The following is an 18865-nucleotide window of genomic DNA, read 5'->3' on the forward strand; positions in this document are numbered from 1 at the left end:
GGTGGGCTCGCCAGGCTGCTGAAGCCGAGCGGTGAGCCGTTCGTGATCGACATTCCCATGACCAGGATCGAGGACTGAAGGCTCAACGCCCCCCGAACTGCCGATGACCGGTAATTGCAGCAGCGGTCGTTGAGCCAGTCCAACTCAGCGTCAGCAGACAGCCTAATGCGGCCTCCGAACGACACCGGCATCTGCGAAGCGATTGCCGCGCCGTCAGGACGAGTGCTTTGCTAGACCTCACGTATGGCGCGCGCGTAGCTCGCGGGCGTCTCGCCGACCAGTCGTCGGAAGTCGGCAATGAAGTGGGCCTGGTCGAAGTAGCCAAGATCTTGAGCCAGGGCAGCCCATGACGCTGGTTGTCCGGCTTGCACGCGGGCCAGCGCCTCATGCATGCGATAGCGCTTGATGACCCACTTCGCGCCAACGCCGACACGGTCGTTGAACAGGCGCTGCAGCGTGCGCGGATTCATCTCGAAGCGCCGTGCGAGCGCGTCGACCGAGTGCAGCGTCAGGTCCTCGGCGACGCAGTCTACGATGCGACCGACCAGCCTCGCGGGCGCGTCCAGCGCAGGAAGACGCGCACGCAGGAATTCGGACGAGAGGGCCGCCGCCTCGGCGTCGGCGCAGTCCAGCACCTCGTTCAACACGACCGCCTCGGGACCGAAGAGCTCGGCCAGGGGCAGCGCCCGGTCGGCCAGCTCAGACAACGGTCCTCCAACCAGGCTGCGAAAGGCGCCCGGCCGGAACTTGATGCCGAACGCCTGGGAGCGGCCCGCCAGCTCGCGTGTCCAGCGCCGCGTATGCACGCCCCAGACAGCAGCCGACCGGGGTCCGATGACGATGTGCACGTTGGGATGCGGCAGGGTTTCCTGTACCCGCGGTGGGAGCCCTTCCAGATCCCAGCGCACGCGCCAGAAATGCTCGATCCGATCGGCCAGATCCAGCGGCGGCGCGATGCGTGAATGCACGAACTCGCCTTCCGGCAATCGGTGCAGGACTCCCCGCACGCGGTGGTCAAAGGGTTGTCGCGCTTTTCCAATCGTCGACATCGCGTTCGCTGCTTCAATACGGATGGCCGGTCATTCCCGGCGGATTCGGTTCATGTTGCCATGAATATTTCACCAGCCTTGATCGGCGCAGCGATATGCGCCGCCCTCGCCGCGAACGTCGCCGAAGCGGCGTCGCCCGATGCAGCAAAGGAGACTGCCTTGGATGTCCTCACTATCACCGGACCGTTCGAGGTCCAACTCTCGCCACAGCCGCCAACCGACGCGGCCTCTCAAGCCGGACTCGGCCGGATGACCTTGGACAAGAAGTTCCATGGTTCCCTGGAGGCCGTCAGCGCTGGCGAGATGCTCGCATTCCGAAGCGCGGTCGCCGGGTCGGCCGGCTACGTGGCCATGGAAAGCAGCCATTCATCTTGGAAGGTACAAGTGGCGCGCTGTACCGTCGGGCCGCTATTCGACAGTTTAGGCTGTAGGGCCGTGTGCACTTGCGCGCTGGTCATGCGCAAGTTCCCGGCGTTTTGGGCCGCGCCCAGCTCCCAGGGGATGTCCAATAGCATTGAACCATCTGACCGATCCGACCTGATGCCGATGACGCGCCCCATCTTTTCCAGAACGCTTTGGTTTCAGACCGACGGCGGCACCGTTGAGACATTGAGCCAGGCAGACTTGCCCGCGAAGCCGCAATCAGTCGTCGTCCTTGGTGAGGCCGGCATGGGCAAGACGCAACTCCTTGCGTGGCTTGGCGAGCAACCCGGCTACCTGTTTCGAACCGCCAAGCAGCTCAGGAACTCGGGATCGAGCACAGCGCGCCTTCTCGACAACTCGACCACGCTCGTGATTGACGCGCTGGATGAGCTCAGCAGCAAGAACGAAGGCGATGCTGTCGACGTGATGCTGCAAAAGCTCGCAGATCTCGGATTTCCTCGGTTCGTCATGTCATGTCGGACCTCCGACTGGCGCCATGTCACGGGAAGTGAGGCCATCAAGGAACAGTACCCCGATCTGGACCCATTGGTTATTCACCTGCAGCCACTCGACGAGGAGGACATACACGGCCTCCTTACGTTCGAACTGAGTGGTGATTCAGTCAGGGCAAGGGAAGTGATCGGCAGGCTTGAAGGCTCAAATCTGGCGGGTCTCCTGGGAAATCCGCAGACTTTGCAGATGATTTCGCGCGTCGTGGTTACCGGTCCTCTCCCTGAGACGAAAGCCGAGCTCTTCGAGAAGGCCGTGGAAGAGCTCCGGCGCGAGCACAGCAACAAGAAGCTAGATCTGCAGCCCGACTCGCAGACGGCCTTGGACGCCGCGGGTGCCGCATTTGCCGCGCTGATCTTGAGCGGTGCAGAAGCCATCGTCTATGAGACCGCCGAGCCGGAAGAGTTCGAGATCCAGATCGCTGAAGCCGCGGCGCTTCCAGGCGCGCAGGAACTGCGGTCGGTGCTTGGCAGCCGTCTCTTTGGAACTGCAGGTGCACCCAATCGACTGAGCTACTGGCACCGCAGCATCGGCGAGTTCCTGGGAGCTCGATGGCTCGCTCGGCAGGCGAGTTCGTCGATGAAGCGTAAACGCCTGTTGGCGCTCTTCCACTCTCCCGACGTGGTCCCGTCATCGCTACGCGGCCTCCATGCGTGGCTTGCGATTCATAGCGCTGATCTGGCACCCGAAGTGATCGCAGCCGATCCCTCCGGTGTGATTGAGTACGGCGATGCCTGGGCGCTTAGTCCAGCTATGTCTGAGCTGTTGCTCGACGCGCTTGAGCGCAGCGCATCCGAGGACCAGCGGTTCGTAGCGGGCGCTGGCACGGCACTGTCTCTCAGAGGCATCATGCGCCCGCCGCTCGTGGCGAGGGTCAGTGCACTCATAACGAGCGACCTCGTCCCCTATGGCTTGCGAGTCCTGCTGATAGCGGCAGTCAGCGGATCATCGATTTCGGAGTTGTTCAGGTCGGACCTGCGGGCAATCGTTCTTGCACCGGAAGCCCCCTATTCGGTGCGGTGGGCGGCGCTCGAAGCCTTGACGTCAATGGGCGGCGAGGATTGGGTCGCCACAGCAGACGCTGCGCTGTCTGCAGGGGCGGACGGTCCGCGGATGGCCATGGACATCGTGAAGGAGATCGGACCAGGCACGTTTTCAGACGCGCAGATCGTCAGGTCGGCGGTCCGGTATGCCCAGGCCAGCCGGCGCATGATCATGCAGTTCAATGGGCTGGCGGAGAGAACTCCTGGCGGGCGCCTGGACGGAATTCTCGACAGCTTGGCCGAACAGCTTGCCGCCCTGGGCAACCGGCATGAGCGCGCCGGCAACGACGAGCTTACCGATCTGGGATACCGGCTGATCGAACGGCGACTGGCGATGGGGCCAGCCCCGGCGGTGCGGGTCTGGAGTTGGCTGCGGAACTTTGACGAAGACGTGGGATACAAGCGTGACCAACGCAAGCGTGTGCACGCCCTCATCCGCAACAACGTCGAACTCCGTCGTGGCGTTCAGCGCCTGGTCTTGATCGATGAGTCCGGGCCCAAGTCGGTCTGGCAACGTGCGTTCAGGCTGACGACGCGGTCAAGTGGCTTTGCTCCGACCGAGGAGGACATCGTCCAGCTCCTGGAATCGATGGATCCACAGACCGAGAGTTCGGAGGAGAGATGGCAAGACCTGCTTCGGCTGACCTCACATTCGGAGACCGAAGGAGCGGCGGCTCGCGCCGCGGCCCGCCGGTTTGCGGCAGGCCAACGACAGCTCGAGGACTTCATCAGCCAACTTCCGCTCCCCAAAGTTCACGACTGGGAGATCAATCAGGCGCGGGAATCGAAGAAGAGGGAAATTGCAAAGGCCGAGCGTTGGGCTAAGGCCCGGCTTGGCATGAGCAAGGACATCGAAAAGATCCGGACAGGTACCGCGGGTCACGTCATTGACCTGGCCTACGGATACCTCGACCTTTATGACGACCTGGACCATGACGTAGTACCGGTGGAGCGTCTCACCAACTGGGTCGGCACCGAAGTCACTCACGCCGCGATCGCGGGGTTCGAGGCGTTCATCCTCAACAATGCGAAACCTACGGCCCGGGAGATCGCGCAGAGTCATGTCGAATCGATGCAGTGGAACGTGAGCCGGGTGATCGTCGCGGCATTGGCCGAGCGGGTCCGCGTCAGGGCGGGATTCGGCGGCATCTCAGACGACAGGCTCAAAGCGGCGTTCATTGAACTTCGGCACACCCGCATCGACGATCACGCCAAGCTCCCAGAACTGCAGCCTGCCATTGAACAAGAAATGTCCAAACGCGGACTGCTGGAGCCGACCTTGCACGAATGGGTTGGTCTCCAGTTGGAGAAGCCACTATCGAACGTCGATCAACTTGTGCAAATGATGTGGAGCGACCTCGATGGCAAAAGGGCTGCTGACATCGCTGTGCAATGGCTGGCCGACTTTCCCGATATGGCGACGGAGCCTGCAGCGCAGCTGATTGATCGGCTCATTGCCTCGCGCCGCTTCGATGAGCTTCGCGAGTTTGCCAATGAACGCTTGGCCGGAACATTGCACGAAGAACTACGTCAGATCTGGAACGCGGCTGCCTTCGTCGCCGATTTCCCGGCCCAAGCGAAGCGCTTGTCGGCTGCCGCCGCGAGCGACCCCAAGTTGATCTGGGCGCTACGTCGCCGTGTCTATCCGACACGGGATCGCCAATCCGGTATCTCGCTTTCCGTGGATCAGCTTGCGTGGGTGTTCAACGCGTTCCGTGGAGCGTTCCCGCAACGGAGGCATCCTGACAACGGGTGGACTGGAGACTCCAACCCGTGGGACGCTTCCGAGTTTCTCCTCAGCGTCTTGAATCGCATCGCTGCGATGACGTCCGACGAAGGCGTTACCGCGCTCAAGGCCTTGCGCGACGTTCCTGACGACAGCTATACGGCGACTCTAAAAGTGCTGTTCTCCGAGCAGCGGCGCAAGGCCACGGAAGATCGCTACCGCTCGCCGTCCTTGGCTCAAGTCAGGGCCATCGTCGAAGCGGGCCCGCCAGCCACCGTCCTAGATCTTCAGTCCACCCTAATCGAGTTGCTTGCCCAGATTCAGAAGCGGGTGATCGGCGATCCTGCGGACCCGTGGCGGGGCTTCTACGGCCACAGCGGTAGCCCGTTCGGGGAGGAGCGGTGCCGCGACCATCTGCTGACCATGCTTGGCCCGACACCCGAGGGCATTGATCTTGCGCCGGAAGGGCACATGGCCAATGACAAGCGCGCCGACATCAGCGCGACGCTGAGCGGGATGAGGGTACCGATCGAGATCAAGGGCCAATGGCACAAAGATCTATGGCATGCGGCGGACTCGCAACTGGACCGCTTGTACGCAAGCGACTATGCCGCCGAGAAACGTGGCATCTACTTGGTGCTCTGGTTCGGGACCAGCGTTCCGGAGAGCAAGGCCGCGAGATCGCCAGGGCGGGGCTGGCGGCGCCCGCAGACCGCTGAGGCGCTCAAGGCAGGGCTTGTTGCCAACAGCCGCGCGGTTTCAGAAGGTCGGGTTGAGGTTGTGATTCTGAACATCGAGCAATCTGCGCTGTAAATCACCCCAGCTTCAGTAGACATGTTCGAGCCCCTTCCTCTGGGCCTGGTCGGACGTTCACTTCGCGGTCGGCAGAGCGGCCGGTCAGCAATTTCCGCTCTCAGCCTTAAGGCGTCACCCCTGTCTGACCTTCGGCTCCGCTTTGGAAGGCTGAGCTGCTCGCGCGACAGCCGCTCCGCTAGCGTCGTGGTTGCGCCTAGCTGTGAAGCTTCATAGGTTGTGTCGGGTGTTCACCCGGGCTGAATTTGAGAGACTGGAAATCGCCAAACCCCCAGTCACTCAGGAGAGCAGCCGGATGAACACCCACAAGCATGCCCGACTCACCTTCGCGCGTCGACTCCAGATGGTCCAGCAGCTCACCTTCGAAGGGTTCTCCTTCGCTCAGGCCGCAGCCGAGCACGGCGTGACCCCGGCGACGGCCCGCAAGTGGCTGGCCCGCTATCTCGCGGGCGGTGAGTCCGCGCTGGAAGACGCGTCCTCGAGGCCCGCCAAGTCACCGCGGTCGATCGCTCCGGCCAAGGCCTTGTTGATCGTGGAGCTGCGGCGTCGGCACCTGCTGCAAGCGCGCATCGCGCGCTCGGTGGGCGTGTCCGAGTCGACGGTCAGCCGTGTGCTGGCACGCGCCGGGCTCTCCAAGCTCAGCGACCTCAAGCCGGTCGAGCCGGTGCAGCGCTACGAGCACGAGGCGCCGGGAGATCTGCTGCACATCGACACGAAGAAGCTTGGGTGCATCGTCCGGCCCAGCCATCGCGTCACCGGCGACCGCCGTGACAGCGTTGGAGGTGCTGGATGGGAGACCTTGTTCGTTGCCGTCGACGACCACGCGCGCATCGCCTTCACGGAGATGCAGCCCGATGAGAAGACACCGCAGGCCGTGCAGTTCCTGCACGATGCCGCGGCGTACTACGCGTCGTTGGGCGTGCGGCTCAAGCGGCTTCTGACCGACAACGGCGCAGCCTTCAGATCTCGCGACTTCGCGGCCGCGTGCAAGGATCTGGGCATCCAGCATCGCTTCACGCGGGCCTATCGGCCGCAGACCAACGGCAAGGCCGAGCGCTTCATCCAGTCAGCGCTACGCGAATGGGCCTACGGCTGGACGTATCAGAACTCCCACCATCGCACCGCGGCCTTGGCCAGTTGGATGCACCACTACAACTGGCATCGCCCGCACAGCGGCATCGGCGACGTCGCACCAATGACCAGGCTTAATGCTTCAGGACATAACGTCTTGACGTTTCACACCTAGCCGTGCACGCAACGCGCAGGCAGCCACTTCAACGGAGGCTGCGCGGTCCTTTTCGGCATGGTTTACGACGGTCACATCGTCGCCCCTTCCCATGGATGACACACGACGGCGCTCGGGCACCGTCGCGCGCGCTCAAGGCTTAGCGTGCAGCACGCCCACGTCCACGGCGCTGATCAGCATCACCAAGGGCAGACCCGCCGGACCCGCCAGATGAATCCGTTTTATTCGATCGACTTGCGCGATCAGGTCGAACCGCCTGCGAACGGGTCGCGGCCGTCGGCCGCACCGGGACGGAAACCGGCACCGGCGCCGGTCTCCAAGGTTGCATCGTCTCTGTCTGCGCGGCGATCCACATCCGCAGGTCTTCCGCCCGCCAGGCGGTCACCTTCGACGACAGCTTGACAGGCGCTGGAAATGACCCCGCCTCGACGCGTCGCCAAAGCGTGGATTTGGAGAAGGGGATGAAAAGAAGCACCTGCGGTTGACGCAGGAAACCTGTGTCCGGCAGGACAGACATTCGTTGAACGTAGGTGGACATGGTGCGACCTTTGCACGGCAAGCGCCGGCGCTGTGGCGACCACTTGTTCGCGTGCGGCGCGGTCTGAAGCACGACACGTTAGGGACGACAAGCTGCGCTTCACACCGCCGACGTCCCCTGGGCGGCATGGCATGTAGGAATGGACTGGTAGGGCGTGGTACGTGACGAGAGACCAGCGTCGCCAAACTTGCGGACCTCGCTGACCTTTAGAACCTCGCAAAGGCCGAGAACCTCGCGTAGCTCAGGCGGCGGGCGCCCTCCGTGTCACCGCGCCTCGCAAACATGCTGTGGGGCTGGAATGCCTGTGAGAGGACCAGCTGCCTCCGCCCTTCGCCGAGGAAAGACCTCGGCGGTGGCCATTGCCATCCAGGATAGGGCGTGATGATGACAGAGCAACCTCTATCTGAGCGCGCCACCCCGATTTGTCGAAACGTGCGTTCACCTGGATCCGGTTGGTGAGATGACGTGGGATGCCTCGCAACGTCGTCCACGCCAACCGACCTGTTCGTCAATCCGCTTCACTCATCGTCCTCTTCCGACACATCGTCGGCGGACACCCGCTCCGCTGCGGCCTCCGCCACCTGCAGGTCGTGCGCCAAGGGCGAAGCGGAATCATCGAAGATTGTGGGGGGTGTCAGGGACAGCGGCGCGGAGGTCGCCTCCGAAGCCGGCGCCCTCGCGAGGCTGCGCCGCACGCGACGCATTCCCGGCGCCGCCATGGAGGTGTAGCGGTGCCGGGAGCCCGTCCCCGCCGCATCCTCCGGTTCATCGCCGAATTCATCTCCAAGTTCGTTGTCAAACTCATCGTTGGCACTCCGATCACCACCGTCGCCGACCTTGTCACTTTCGGCATGATCGCCAAGATTGCCAAGCTCGCCAAGGCCGCCGGCCAGCGTCTCGCCGCGATTCCGGGCGAAGGTCAACGCACTGTCCCCGGCGACAGATTCCGTCTTTGTGAAGCTCTCCCCGGGTGCCTCGGTGTCCTCTACTGCCTCGCGAGCGGCTTCGTCGTCGCCTTTGCCCGAGCCGGCGACGCGCGCACTGCTAGCGCCACGCACCTTGCCGGCCCCACCCGGGCCATCGCTGCCACCCGAGAGCGCGTTCATCCGCCGGCGAAGCGCCGTGGCCAAGCGACGCGCGGTCGTCGCGATATTGCGGATCTGGCGCTTCAAGGTGGCCCGTTGGATGTCCAGGGTCTTCGTTGTGATTACCTCGTGGATCTCCAGCGTCTGCAGCAGCGGCATCAACTGGTCGAACTGGTTGAGCACCTCCAGGTAGCGGCGGCCTGCGGACGACAGAATCCCGACTTCGATCTCCAGGGGCTGCGTGTCGTAGCTGGCGAAGCTGCTGATGCCGTTCACCTGGAACAGCGCCTCCGCTCCGTCGATGGCCTGCCCCAAGGTCTCCTTGGCCGCGTCGATCTCCTTGCGGAGCGTCTCCTCCACGGCCTCGATCTCGCGGTGCTCCAGCCGCGTGCGCGCGATCACCGAGATGAAGTGCGCGTTGAGCTGCAAGGTATTGAACATCCGCACGAACAGCCGCTTGGCCTCCGCGCTCGTGAGATGGGTGCGCATCTTGAGGCTCGCGGCTTCCACGCGGCGGAAGTCCGCCTTGGCCTCCCGGGCCAGGATGCGTTCATTCACGCCGCCCTGGTCGGTCTTCACGATCGTGCTGTCGGCCATCGATGCCTCCGTGTGTCGGATCTGGCGATGATCTTGTGCACCGCCGCACCCCGCCACCACCCCGAAATCGCCGAGCCCTCGCGTTGAATTCACCGGCAGCCCGCGCCGTCACCGACCCCGCGATTGACGTTACGGCCCGGAGTGCCTAACTTGAGTCCAACGGCTGGCCCGCGCCGCTGATCAGCGTCACAAGACGCTCGTCTTCCCGCGCGGACGTTGGGAACGGGACGGCCATCCCCGTTCGCCTCCGAGCGATGACCCGGCACACAGGGCCCAGCTCGGCGGCTGATGAGACGCACGCATCGACTTTGAGAGCAGCACTGCGGCTCCGCTTCGGCCATGTTTTCCCGTCGGTAGTTGGCACACCGAAGACAGCGACACCTCGCCGTCCAAAGCCAGCCCGGGTCTCGCGACCCCCTCCTCGCTCGGCGATCGCCGAGTCATTCAACCCCGTGGGGCCTGCGCCCCTGAGGGTCGTAGCGCCTCCGTTTTTCCATGGAGGCCGCCATGCGGCAACGCATCTCAATCAACCATCCGCCGTCCCCGACGACCCCACCGTCCTTATCGGGCGGCACGGCAGATCGTCTGCGCATGCACGCCATCCGCCGCGGGCGTTCGATACCTACCAAGGATCTGGAAGGTGACGATCCAGACGAGCTCGACGAGCCCAACGAGTCCGTGGGCGATCACCACCCTGGCGGCGCTCAAGCGCGCTGCGAGTGGACTGAAGAGGAGATCGTCCTCCTCCATTGGCGCTTGCTGCAGGACGTGCGGCACCTGGCCGACCCTGCTGCGCCACTCGAAGAAAAACTATCCACCCTGCGGTGGGTCTTCACGGAGCCGGACAAGGACACACAGCCTTTCTCCTTCGTGAGCTGCCTGCGCGTGGTCGGGTGCAGCCCCCTGTCACCCGTCGCGTTTTGCGGGCGGGTCGACAGCGAGTCCATCCGTGAGCACATCGCCAGCAACGCCCGCCGTTGGCTGACGGAGTCGTTGACGAGGTACCCGGACTGGGTCGCCCACGCGCTGGCCGACAACCCCGCGTGGGTGGAAGCCCAGCTCGCCCGAAATCCGCAATGCATCAACGAACAGGTCAGGGTGATCGCTGCCCAGGGCGACCTGTTCGCCTGAGCAGGCGTGCATACAGGCCACGGCCGTCGACGCCGAGTTGCTGCCGGTGTGCAGGCGATGGGCGCAGTCCGATGGGTCCATCGCAGCCCCTCCCAGCCATTGCCGCCCCTCGCGGTCGCACCCTGACCGACCGCTCTGAGATGCACCTGCCGATCCCGGCAGCGCCCACACGCTCCCAGTAGATCCGCTTTCAACCACCCACACCGTCCCTTCCGAGCGACGGTGCACAGGAGATCCACATGAAGACCTATCTTGCCGTCCTCTCCCTCGTGCTCGGCCTGCTGCTTTCCTACGGCATTGCTTGGCACCTGGACAGCGAAGAACCGGCGGAGCGTCCCTCGCGCCGCCTGCTCAGCCACAAGGACGACGTGGCCGGCGCTTCGACAGACGCTTCGACAAACGCGCCGCTACCGGATCTTGAAACCGCGCTGAACAATGCGCTGGAGAACGCGCCGTCAACCGCACGAGACACTGAGCCCGATCGCGCGCCCAGCCCAGCGTCGTCCCCCATCCCCACGTCGCCACGCGAGTGCAGCGGCTTGAGCTCCCAGCCAACGATCGGTCTGAGCCGCGACCCGAACCAGGACGATTGCGACGAGTGGCCATCCACCACGGCGTCGCCATCGCGAAACGACCCGACGAGCGAGAGGAAGCACGACCCGAGGAACGCCCTGAAGGACCACAGGAAGAACGGGCCGCACCACGCGCCGCAGGAGTGAGTCATGACCGATGAGCACTACGCCCTGAGCGTGGATGACGTCAAGACTCGCGCGCACGGCCGCTGGGACGAGATCCTGCGGTGCCTCGGCGTGGACGAGCGCATCCTCAGTCGCAAGAACATGCCCTGCCCCTTGTGCGGCGGCACGGACCGGTTCCAGTACACCGATCGCTTCCAGGAAGGCAACTACCACTGCCGCAACCCGGAGTGCGGCCCTGGCGGCGGCTTCAAGCTGCTCCAGGCGGCGCTGGGTTGGGACTTCGCCACCACCCTGCGCAAGGTCCATGACTGTGTCGGCAGCGCGCCCAAGCGCTCCGAAGAGCAGCCGACCGCGGCACGCATGACGACGCTGGCGCGACGCATCTGGGACGAGTCCGTCCGCGTGCGTGCCGGAGACGCCGTTGATCGCTACCTGAGCAGCCGCGGTCTGGGGCTGGAGGACTACCCAGGCGCGCTGAGATGCCATCCACGTCTCGGCTACTACGGACGCGCAGACAGCGGCAGGACGCGGCGGCTGGGGGAATACGCCGCCATGGTGGCGCGCATCGACGGGCCCGACGGCGAGCTGGTCGCGCTGCACCGCACCTACCTCGACGCCGGACGGCGCGCAGCGCTGCCCGACGCGAAGAAGGTGTTGTCCACGGGCATCAACGGCGCTGCCATCCGGCTGTTTGCTGGCGGCGAGGTGCTCGCCGTGGCCGAAGGCATCGAGACCGCGCTTGCCGTGCACCTGCTGAAGAACCTGCCCGTCTGGGCGGGCCTCAATGCGGGCAACCTGGAGCGGCTCTGGGTGCCAACACACGTCCGCCGAGTGCTGATCTTCGGGGACAACGACGCGGATGCCGGGTTCGACGGCGAAGCCAGCGCCTATGCGCTGGCACGCCGGCTGCGCAAGGAGGCGCGACACGGCCCCCCGCGAGACGTTCAGGTGATGCTCCCGCGCAAGCGCGGCGCTGACTGGGCCGATGTGTGGTGGAGCGTGGTCCGGCAGATGAAGAACGAACGATGAGGAGCGGCGCACGAACCGCCGCATCCGCCAACCGCCGCAGAGGGGCACGCGAGACGCATGCCCCGTGAGCGACACCGTCGACGCACCCGCGCTGGCGATGCCGCGAAGGACGAGTCCGGCCACGAGCCGCGACTCGCCTTGTCGATGAGCGCCTGACACCGGCCCGCCGCGCCGGCGGGCACCGCGCTCAACGTGCTCAACGCGTTCAACGCGCTCATCGACAAGGCGAGCCCCAGATGTTTCCAGGCATTCCTGCCTTCCCCTGGTCGCTGTCGCACCAGGCCGGCCACGTCGTGCGCCGGCGAAGACAGCCTTGAAAGAGATGCGCGACCTGCTCGCGCCATACATGCCCGCGGTCAAGACCGCGGATTTTCACCACCCCCTGGGGCGCTGTCCCACGGGGATGTCGCGTCCCGCACCACTGTCGATTGGAGACTCTCATGCGTAACGGACGAAGCCTGGTCGCCTTGGCCAGCGAACTGGAGCGGCAGCTCTCGAGCAAGCGCGACCTGGTGCTGCATCCCTCCTTGATGCGGCACGAGACTCGCGAAGCCGGGGACACCCACCTGATCATCGATCACCCGGGAGGCGGCGACTTCGCCGTGACCGAGCTCGCGCGCCGGCAACTCGCGGCCAAGCTCAACATCCCTTTCGCCTACTTCGAGCGCATGCGTTCGGAGCAGCCACAACTGCTGGACCGCAACGTCAACACCTGGCTGCAGTGCGACGAAGGACACAAGATGGTGAGAACGCTCGACGGTCAGGCGCGCGCCGTGCTGTCCGACCGCTACCGGCGCCTGGACAACCACGACCTGGCCAACGCGGTGATCCCCATCCTGATGACGCTGCCCGACGTGCGGTTCGAGTCCATGGAGCTCACGGACACCAAGATGTACCTCAAGGTGGTGGTGCCGCCGCTGGCCTACACGATGGCCGCCGGCGACATCGTCCAGGCGGGCCTCGTGATCTCGAACTCCGAGGTCGGCCAGGGCACCTTGTCGGTCCAGCCGCTGATGTACCGCGTGTTGTGCAGCAACGGACTCATCGTGCCCGAGCGCGCGCTGCGCAAGGCGCACGTGGGCCGCGCACTGGGCGGCGCACTGGGCGGCGACGACGACGCCCTGCGGATCTTCCAGGAGGAGACGCTTCGCGCTGACGACCGCGCGTTCTTCCTCAAGGTGCGCGACGTCGTGCAGGCCACCGTGTCCGAGAAGACCTTTCTCGAAGGCGCGCACAAGCTGCAGCGCACGATGGGCGTGCGCCTCACGGGCGACCCGGTCAAGACCGTGGAGGTGCTCGCCGACCGGTTCGATCTGAGCGACGGCGAACGCTCGGGCGTGCTGCGCCACCTGATCAGCGGGGGCGACCTGAGCGGCTACGGCCTGGTCAACGCCGTCACGCACTTCAGCCAGGAGGTCGACGACTACGACCGCGCCACCGAGTTCGAAGCGCTTGGCGGCAAGCTGGTCGAGCTGAACCACCGCGACTGGGCCACCCTCGCCACGGCCGCCTGAGGGCCGTCCTCTCTCCCCACCCCAGGTCACATCGGCCCAGGGTGCGGGGGCCCCTTCCAGCACGAATCTGTCCAATGAAATGCGCCGACGTACGCCAGGCGATACCTCATGGAACGGCGGGTGGGCCCGCACAAGTGACGCTCGCAACATAGTCGCGATGTTGCGCGCGGGCCGCTCGAGACAGCTCGGCAAGGTCTGCCAGCTCCTCGGCGTTGACGTAGGCGCCCCGCCGCAACTTCGCGTAAATCGTTCGGTATGCCGCGAAGAACTTGCCCTCCGCGCGCTGCCACTCCTGGATAAGGTCGACTGCCGGCATGGCACTCTCCCGATGCGTGGACATGCTGATGACGATGCTCGCGGGCCGGTACACAAACAAGCACCCGATCAGGATGAACGATGCTGCGCGCTCTCAGCGCCCCTTGCAAGCGTCCCTGTCGCTGCAATCACAGATGCACTGAGCCACGAAGGCACGGAGACTTCCGTGGCAGAACACTCGGGCGCGACGTTCCACGGCGAATCAGCGCCCATGTCAGCGGCGGCCAATATCCCATTGCCGATTTCCGATTTCCGATTTCCGATTTCCGATTTCCGATTTCGGATTTCCGATTGCCAATTGCCAATTGCCAATTGCCAATTGCCCGTGCGCTCCTGGTGCGGACCTCGGCTACTGAGGTGTGCTGCCGTCAGTCGCCCGAAGCCCGCCCGGGGAGCAGTCGCCAGAACCTGCGGATCTGCACGACCCCCTCGATGCGCCCCATGATGCGTAGGCCGTGCGCGAGGATCTCCTCGGCGTCGCGGAAGACCGCGGGCTCGTAACGCGGGTTGGCGCAACTCACGACCAGCCCCTTACCCACCGTGTACTCGAGGCGCCGTACCAGTTCCTGCCCGTCGCAGGTGACCAGGTAGGTGCCATGACCATCGAAGTTGCGGACGGTGGCATCGATGAAGATGGTGTCGCCGTCGGCGATCTCCGGCTCCATCTCGTCCCCACGCATGCGCCGCGCGCGGCAACCGTACATCTCCCGCCCGACGTTGCTGAACACGGCCTCCAGCCACGCGTCGTTTTCCGATAGCAGCGTGCCAGGCGTACGGGAAGCAGCATCCGCAGCGGCTGCCCCGTCGGTACCGCTCGCGCCTGTAGTGGCCAAAGCGGCCGAAACGGCCGAAGCGCCAGTCGTGGAGCCACGATCCTGAGCAGCGAGGGCGACGGCGTCGCGGGGAACAGTCGGCGCCCCGGCCGCTCGTGCGACGCCGGACGTCCTCGCAGCGCCGACGGCTTCCCGCAGCGAGCGCTTGTCATCCGTCAAGCCCAGCAGCCACTGGGCGTCCGCGTCGACGCCCTCGCACAGCATGCGAAACGACGTCAGGTCGGGAAGCCCTGGCGACGCGTCATCGATCCAGCGGCGAGTCGTCTGATACGCCCGCCCGGTAATCCCGGCGAGGTGCAACGCCTGCGCATGCCCGGCCGGTACCCTCGCATCGCTCAACCGCTCCAACAGGCGCGCTCGCAACACCATCGCCAGCGCGTCTGAGGAGGAGGAGGAGGAGGAGGAGGTCGATGTCGACGCCTCGGCGACAGACGCGCGGAGAGCGGCCACTGCGTCTGGCGCGGCGGGGGCCGGCGTCACAACCGACGCGGCCTCCGACGCACGCGTCCTTTTTGACACCGGACTGCGCTGCCGAGCGGTCTTCGTCATGTCCGACTTCACCCTTCGTGTGGACCTCACGCCCAAGGGAGGCGCTTGGCAGTGACTGTGGGCGACTCGTGCCGCCCTGCGCTAGGGACGCCACCCCGAAACACCCGGCGACCCTTTGCCTTCGGGCCGCATACCGGGTGCACTGGAGCAACTTCTCTTGGATTTATCGATTTCGAGAGCATAGACTACACCGGCATCTTGAGCTCCGTCACGCGCCGTTCGCCGCCGAGAACCACGTGGACACCAAGGGCTTCAACGGGCTGATGGTCTATCTCCGGCGGTTCACTGTGCCTCAAGAGGCCACACCGAGGAAGCGTCCCATGGCTGCCATCCAGTTCTCCGATCTCGAACTGTTCAACCTCACGCTGCTGCTGGCGATGCGCGACAGCGTGGCGCGCGACGTGATGACAGCGTGCGCGCAGTTCGGATTGCGCGAGGAGGACGCACGGTACCTGGCCGCCCTGACCACCACGCAGATCCTCGCGGTCGTGGCCAACGTGGGACCGCAAGCGCTTTTCACCCCGCGCGCCGATCTCTTTTCGGTGATGCGGTGTCCACTGCCGTTGGCCGCACCCCTTGTCGCGGTGCATCCGCCGATGCCCGTTCAGCCGCGGATCGGCGCGGGAGCGTTCACGGATGCCCGGGGGCCCGGGCGGGCCAGGCGATCGCACCGCTCGGACAACGTTAGCCCCTACGCCCGTGAGGAACCGCCATGTCGGACTACCCGTTTGAGCGACACCTCGATCATTTGGCACTGGCCCGCGACTGCGCGGCACTGGGCGCGCGGCTGCGCACGATCGAGATCCTCACGGGACTGAGCCCCAGAACCATCGTCTGCCTGCTGCGCGCCGATCGCCGCATTCCCATCCGTGGCCGGCCGCCCAATACGCCGGAGTGGTACCACAGCGGCACCCTGCTGGACCGCAGCGAGGCATCGATCTTCGTGAGCGGTTATCGCCGACTACGGGACCTGGGCTTCCAAGCTGCGCCCGCCCTGCCCGGCGCCTACCGGCATTACCTGGCGGTGTGCCGGAGTCATCCGCGGATCAGCTTCGACCGGGCATTCGACCTGGCCCGGCAGCTCGACGGCATCTGGGAGGTGTCCGAACCCGGTTTGGCCCTGCACACCTGCGGCTCGTGCAGCAGTCGCTACCTGACCGTCGTCGGCGCGGCCTCGCGCAGCGGCAGCGACTGCCCCTTTTGCAAACTCAAGGCGCGCTACTTCCACGATCCGCGGGTGCAGGTCCATTTTCCCAGCGCGCCCCTGCCCGATCTGTCGTGTCTGGAGTGGAGCCTCATCCTGCGGACCCGACTGGACGAGCAGGCCGCGTGAACCACGACCGTGACGAGCGCAGCGCACACGTCATCGCTGATCCAGCCCATGGGCAGCGATGGCACTTCGGCCTCGAACCTCCTTTCTATGCTCGACGCGATGCCCCACTCAACGTCCGGTTCCGCGTCAAGCGCCGCGTCAAGCGCCGCGTCAAACGCCGCATCAGACGCCGCGTCAGACGCCACGTCCGACGCCGCGTCCCGATCGGCGCCCGGCCCCTCATCGAACTCCACGTCCGACTTCACTCCGGCTTCGGCATCCCCCGCGGCACCCGTCGACTATCCGCGACCGGCTCCTGCGTTCTCCGCGGTGGGCCTCGAAGCGCTCCTGGAACCGCATGTCGACCTGATCCGGCGCATCAAGATGTGCTTTGGCGCCGATCGAGCGACCTTCGAGCGGGACGTCCTGACGCTCGTGCGGCGCTACGCGGCATTCGTGCACCTGCTGCCCGCCACTCCCAATAACTATTTCGACATGCCCGGCGGATTGCTACAGCTGGGCTTGGAGACCGCGTTCTTCGCGTTGCAGGGAACGGATGCGCACATCTTCTCCGGTCGGTCCACCATCACGACACGGCGGCACCTGGAGCCCCGGTGGCGACTCGCGACCTTCATTGGCGGACTGTGCGGGGAGATCCACCGCACCGTCGGCCGCGTGACCGTGACGGACGAGCGAGGTCGCGAGTGGCCGGCCTACATGCTGGGCCTGCTGCCGTGGATGCAACGCGGCGAGATGGCCCGCTACCTGTTGAAGTGGCGCCCGGATGCGCCCGCGAATCCCGTGTTGTCGCTGTTCGTCCTGCCCCACATCGTGCCTGCGGCGACGCTGCAGCATCTGGCCGAGGGCAACTCGGTCATCGTGCCGCATCTGATGGCGAGCCTGTCGTCGACGCTCCCTCACGACAACAACATCCTGGATCAGCTGGTGCGCCGCTCGGCCGCGCTCGTGATCGACCGCTTCCTGCAAACCAGCGCAGAGCGCGACGGACAACCGCGCCTCGGCGACCATCTCGAGCGCTACCTGATCGCCGCGCTGCGACGCCTGATCGCCACGGACCCGGCCTGGCAGCCCAATGCGGAGCGTTCCCGAGTCTGGTTCGGCGCCGACGGGCTCTTCATCGTCTGGCCCCAGGCCGCCGCGGACGTGCGCAAACTGCTTGAGGCGGACCAGTTGGTCGGCATGCCTCGATCGGCCGAGACGATGCAGGAGATCCTCATGCGCGCCGGGGTGCTGCAAGCGCGCAGCGATGGCGGGGGCCTGTGGACGATCAATCCGCCGACATCGAAGGCTGCCGTGGACGCACTGAAGTTCAGCGCGGCGGAGCTGCTGCTTGACGGGCTCGCTCCCAGGCCGAGCAGATTGCCGACAGCCCTCTGCGTTCAAATGGTCGTCACCGCTCGTGTCGCCCAGCCTGACGCCGCTGCGGCGCGCGCTGGCACTCCGCTCCAGCCCGGCGCACCCCTCGACTCGCCGCTGGACTCGCCGCTGGACTCGCCATCGACCGCATCATCAAATTCCCCGCTCCAAACGTCGTTCCCTCCCCCGTCCCTTCCACCGTCCCTTCCCCCGTCCCTTCCCCCGTCCTATCCGCCGTCCCATCCCCCATCGCAACTGGAACTCCCGCTCACGCTGGGCCGGGAATCTCAGAGCGTCGGCGCGGCCGCAAGCCACCCGCGGTCTCCTCCTGTTGCGGTGTTTCCTTCGCCGCCGACTCCGGCCCCGGCCCGGTCGCCGTTGCAAGCGCCTTCTCCACGGCCCATCGCGAAGGAACTTGTGCTGAGAGCGCCGATGCGCCTGGCCCCGGCCGTCCGCGAGGTCGTTGACTCCCTGCTCGCCGCGCTGAGCTCACGGCTTGCGCACGGAACGGATGAAACGGACCGAACGGACCGAACGGACCGAACGGACCGAATGGATGGGACGGAGGGGACGGTCCAAGTCGTCGACACGGGTCTGTTCATCGCGTTGGACGCGCTGGCTGCGCGCGGTGTCCCGGCCCCCGTCGCCCTGCGCGCACTGGGCGATGCGGGCATGCTCCATGCGGGCCAGGCGTCCCCTGGCCCCACGGTGCTCCTGCGCGTTGGCGATCAAGAGCTACGCGGGCTCGTGATCGCCCGGTCATTCCTCGACGGCCTGCCGCACGCTCGAGGCGGCGAGGAGTCGACCAATCGGACCGGCCATACAGTGGATGCCGGCTTGGACGACAGGAATGACGAGGTGACCCAGATTGTCCAGGTCACCCATGTCGCCCAGGTCGCCCAGGACGTTCGAACCGGACATCTCACCGCCCCAAACACCCAGAGCAACCAGATCGACGGCGTCAATGCGATGGAGGAGGCCGAGCGTTCGGACGCCGTGGACGTGACAGCGGTGTCGGACATGTCAAACGCCTCGTACGGCCGGCTCTGGAACGCCAACCCGAACGAGGCGGACTGA

At 65.6% G+C, this 18865-nt stretch carries 14 protein-coding genes; 9 read left to right on the forward strand and 5 right to left on the reverse strand.

Features of this window, described 5'->3' with window-relative positions:
• Positions 1-230: 230 nt before the first annotated feature.
• Complete coding sequence (locus ACQ86G_RS23915; protein WP_431257637.1) at positions 231-968, reverse strand: AraC family transcriptional regulator; 738 nt, start codon at positions 966-968, stop codon at positions 231-233.
• On the opposite strand from ACQ86G_RS23915, the gene ACQ86G_RS23920 reads away from it, so the two are divergent.
• Together ACQ86G_RS23920 and ACQ86G_RS23925 are read left to right on the forward strand one after the other, a co-directional pair.
• Positions 963-5564 carry a DUF3224 domain-containing protein gene (locus ACQ86G_RS23920; protein WP_431257638.1) on the forward strand — a complete coding sequence of 1534 codons (4602 nt, stop codon included), beginning with the start codon at positions 963-965 and terminating at the stop codon, positions 5562-5564. The two genes, ACQ86G_RS23915 and ACQ86G_RS23920, sit on opposite strands and share 6 nt — an antisense overlap.
• 295 nt (positions 5565-5859) lie before the next feature.
• Positions 5860-6810, forward strand: coding sequence for an IS481 family transposase (locus ACQ86G_RS23925; RefSeq protein ID WP_431261483.1), 951 nt, complete (start codon positions 5860-5862; stop codon positions 6808-6810).
• A gap of 139 nt (positions 6811-6949) precedes the next feature.
• Here the strand turns inward: ACQ86G_RS23925 and ACQ86G_RS23930 are convergent, their stop codons facing one another.
• Both ACQ86G_RS23930 and ACQ86G_RS23935 read right to left on the reverse strand, forming a co-directional pair.
• Complete coding sequence (locus ACQ86G_RS23930; RefSeq protein WP_431257639.1) at positions 6950-7348, reverse strand: helix-turn-helix transcriptional regulator; 399 nt, start codon at positions 7346-7348, stop codon at positions 6950-6952.
• A gap of 518 nt (positions 7349-7866) precedes the next feature.
• Positions 7867-9030, reverse strand: coding sequence for a hypothetical protein (locus ACQ86G_RS23935; protein ID WP_431257640.1), 1164 nt, complete (start codon positions 9028-9030; stop codon positions 7867-7869).
• A gap of 507 nt (positions 9031-9537) precedes the next feature.
• On the opposite strand from ACQ86G_RS23935, the gene ACQ86G_RS23940 reads away from it, so the two are divergent.
• From ACQ86G_RS23940 to ACQ86G_RS23955, 4 genes are all read left to right on the forward strand, one after another.
• On the forward strand, positions 9538-10161 hold the full coding sequence (locus ACQ86G_RS23940; protein WP_431257641.1) for a hypothetical protein: 624 nt from the start codon (positions 9538-9540) through the stop codon (positions 10159-10161).
• A gap of 239 nt (positions 10162-10400) precedes the next feature.
• Positions 10401-10880: a hypothetical protein gene (locus ACQ86G_RS23945; RefSeq protein WP_431257642.1), complete on the forward strand. Its 480-nt coding sequence runs from the start codon at positions 10401-10403 to the stop codon at positions 10878-10880.
• A 3-nt stretch (positions 10881-10883) separates the two neighbouring features.
• Positions 10884-11888 carry a DUF7146 domain-containing protein gene (locus ACQ86G_RS23950; protein ID WP_431257643.1) on the forward strand — a complete coding sequence of 335 codons (1005 nt, stop codon included), beginning with the start codon at positions 10884-10886 and terminating at the stop codon, positions 11886-11888.
• A gap of 440 nt (positions 11889-12328) precedes the next feature.
• Positions 12329-13402, forward strand: a complete 1074-nt coding sequence (locus tag ACQ86G_RS23955) for a DUF932 domain-containing protein (protein ID WP_431257644.1) — start codon at positions 12329-12331, stop codon at positions 13400-13402.
• A gap of 106 nt (positions 13403-13508) precedes the next feature.
• Here ACQ86G_RS23955 and ACQ86G_RS23960 read toward each other — a convergent pair whose 3' ends face one another.
• Entirely contained in the window at positions 13509-13718 is a 210-nt protein-coding gene (locus ACQ86G_RS23960) for a hypothetical protein (protein ID WP_431257645.1), read from the reverse strand.
• Between the two features lie 367 nt (positions 13719-14085).
• Positions 14086-15099, reverse strand: a complete 1014-nt coding sequence (locus ACQ86G_RS23965; RefSeq protein WP_431257646.1) for a S24 family peptidase — start codon at positions 15097-15099, stop codon at positions 14086-14088.
• A 320-nt stretch (positions 15100-15419) separates the two neighbouring features.
• Here ACQ86G_RS23965 and ACQ86G_RS23970 point away from each other — a divergent pair, with 320 nt between their 5' ends.
• The 3 genes from ACQ86G_RS23970 to mobH all read left to right on the forward strand — a co-directional run bounded on the left by ACQ86G_RS23970 (position 15420) and on the right by mobH (position 18865).
• On the forward strand, positions 15420-15917 hold the full coding sequence (locus ACQ86G_RS23970) for a hypothetical protein (protein WP_431257647.1): 498 nt from the start codon (positions 15420-15422) through the stop codon (positions 15915-15917).
• Positions 15812-16432: a FlhC family transcriptional regulator gene (locus ACQ86G_RS23975; protein WP_431257648.1), complete on the forward strand. Its 621-nt coding sequence runs from the start codon at positions 15812-15814 to the stop codon at positions 16430-16432. The genes ACQ86G_RS23970 and ACQ86G_RS23975 overlap by 106 nt, the downstream gene beginning before the upstream one ends.
• Before the next feature lie 309 nt (positions 16433-16741).
• Positions 16742-18865, forward strand: a complete 2124-nt coding sequence (gene mobH / locus ACQ86G_RS23980) for a MobH family relaxase (protein WP_431257649.1) — start codon at positions 16742-16744, stop codon at positions 18863-18865.

Source organism: Roseateles chitinivorans, from assembly GCF_050632145.1.
Taxonomy (GTDB): domain Bacteria; phylum Pseudomonadota; class Gammaproteobacteria; order Burkholderiales; family Burkholderiaceae_C; genus Roseateles; species Roseateles chitinivorans_B.

Bases quoted from the DNA above. Each gene is read 5' to 3' on its own strand.
- ACQ86G_RS23920 (WP_431257638.1), top strand. From the start codon at position 963: ATGCACGAACTCGCCTTCCGGCAATCGGTGCAGGACTCCCCGCACGCG.
- ACQ86G_RS23925 (WP_431261483.1), top strand. From the start codon at position 5,860: ATGAACACCCACAAGCATGCCCGACTCACCTTCGCGCGTCGACTCCAG.
- ACQ86G_RS23930 (WP_431257639.1), bottom strand. From the start codon at position 7,348: ATGTCCACCTACGTTCAACGAATGTCTGTCCTGCCGGACACAGGTTTC.
- ACQ86G_RS23935 (WP_431257640.1), bottom strand. From the start codon at position 9,030: ATGGCCGACAGCACGATCGTGAAGACCGACCAGGGCGGCGTGAATGAA.
- ACQ86G_RS23940 (WP_431257641.1), top strand. From the start codon at position 9,538: ATGCGGCAACGCATCTCAATCAACCATCCGCCGTCCCCGACGACCCCA.
- ACQ86G_RS23945 (WP_431257642.1), top strand. From the start codon at position 10,401: ATGAAGACCTATCTTGCCGTCCTCTCCCTCGTGCTCGGCCTGCTGCTT.
- ACQ86G_RS23950 (WP_431257643.1), top strand. From the start codon at position 10,884: ATGACCGATGAGCACTACGCCCTGAGCGTGGATGACGTCAAGACTCGC.
- ACQ86G_RS23955 (WP_431257644.1), top strand. From the start codon at position 12,329: ATGCGTAACGGACGAAGCCTGGTCGCCTTGGCCAGCGAACTGGAGCGG.
- ACQ86G_RS23960 (WP_431257645.1), bottom strand. From the start codon at position 13,718: ATGCCGGCAGTCGACCTTATCCAGGAGTGGCAGCGCGCGGAGGGCAAG.
- ACQ86G_RS23965 (WP_431257646.1), bottom strand. From the start codon at position 15,099: ATGACGAAGACCGCTCGGCAGCGCAGTCCGGTGTCAAAAAGGACGCGT.
- ACQ86G_RS23970 (WP_431257647.1), top strand. From the start codon at position 15,420: ATGGCTGCCATCCAGTTCTCCGATCTCGAACTGTTCAACCTCACGCTG.
- ACQ86G_RS23975 (WP_431257648.1), top strand. From the start codon at position 15,812: ATGTCGGACTACCCGTTTGAGCGACACCTCGATCATTTGGCACTGGCC.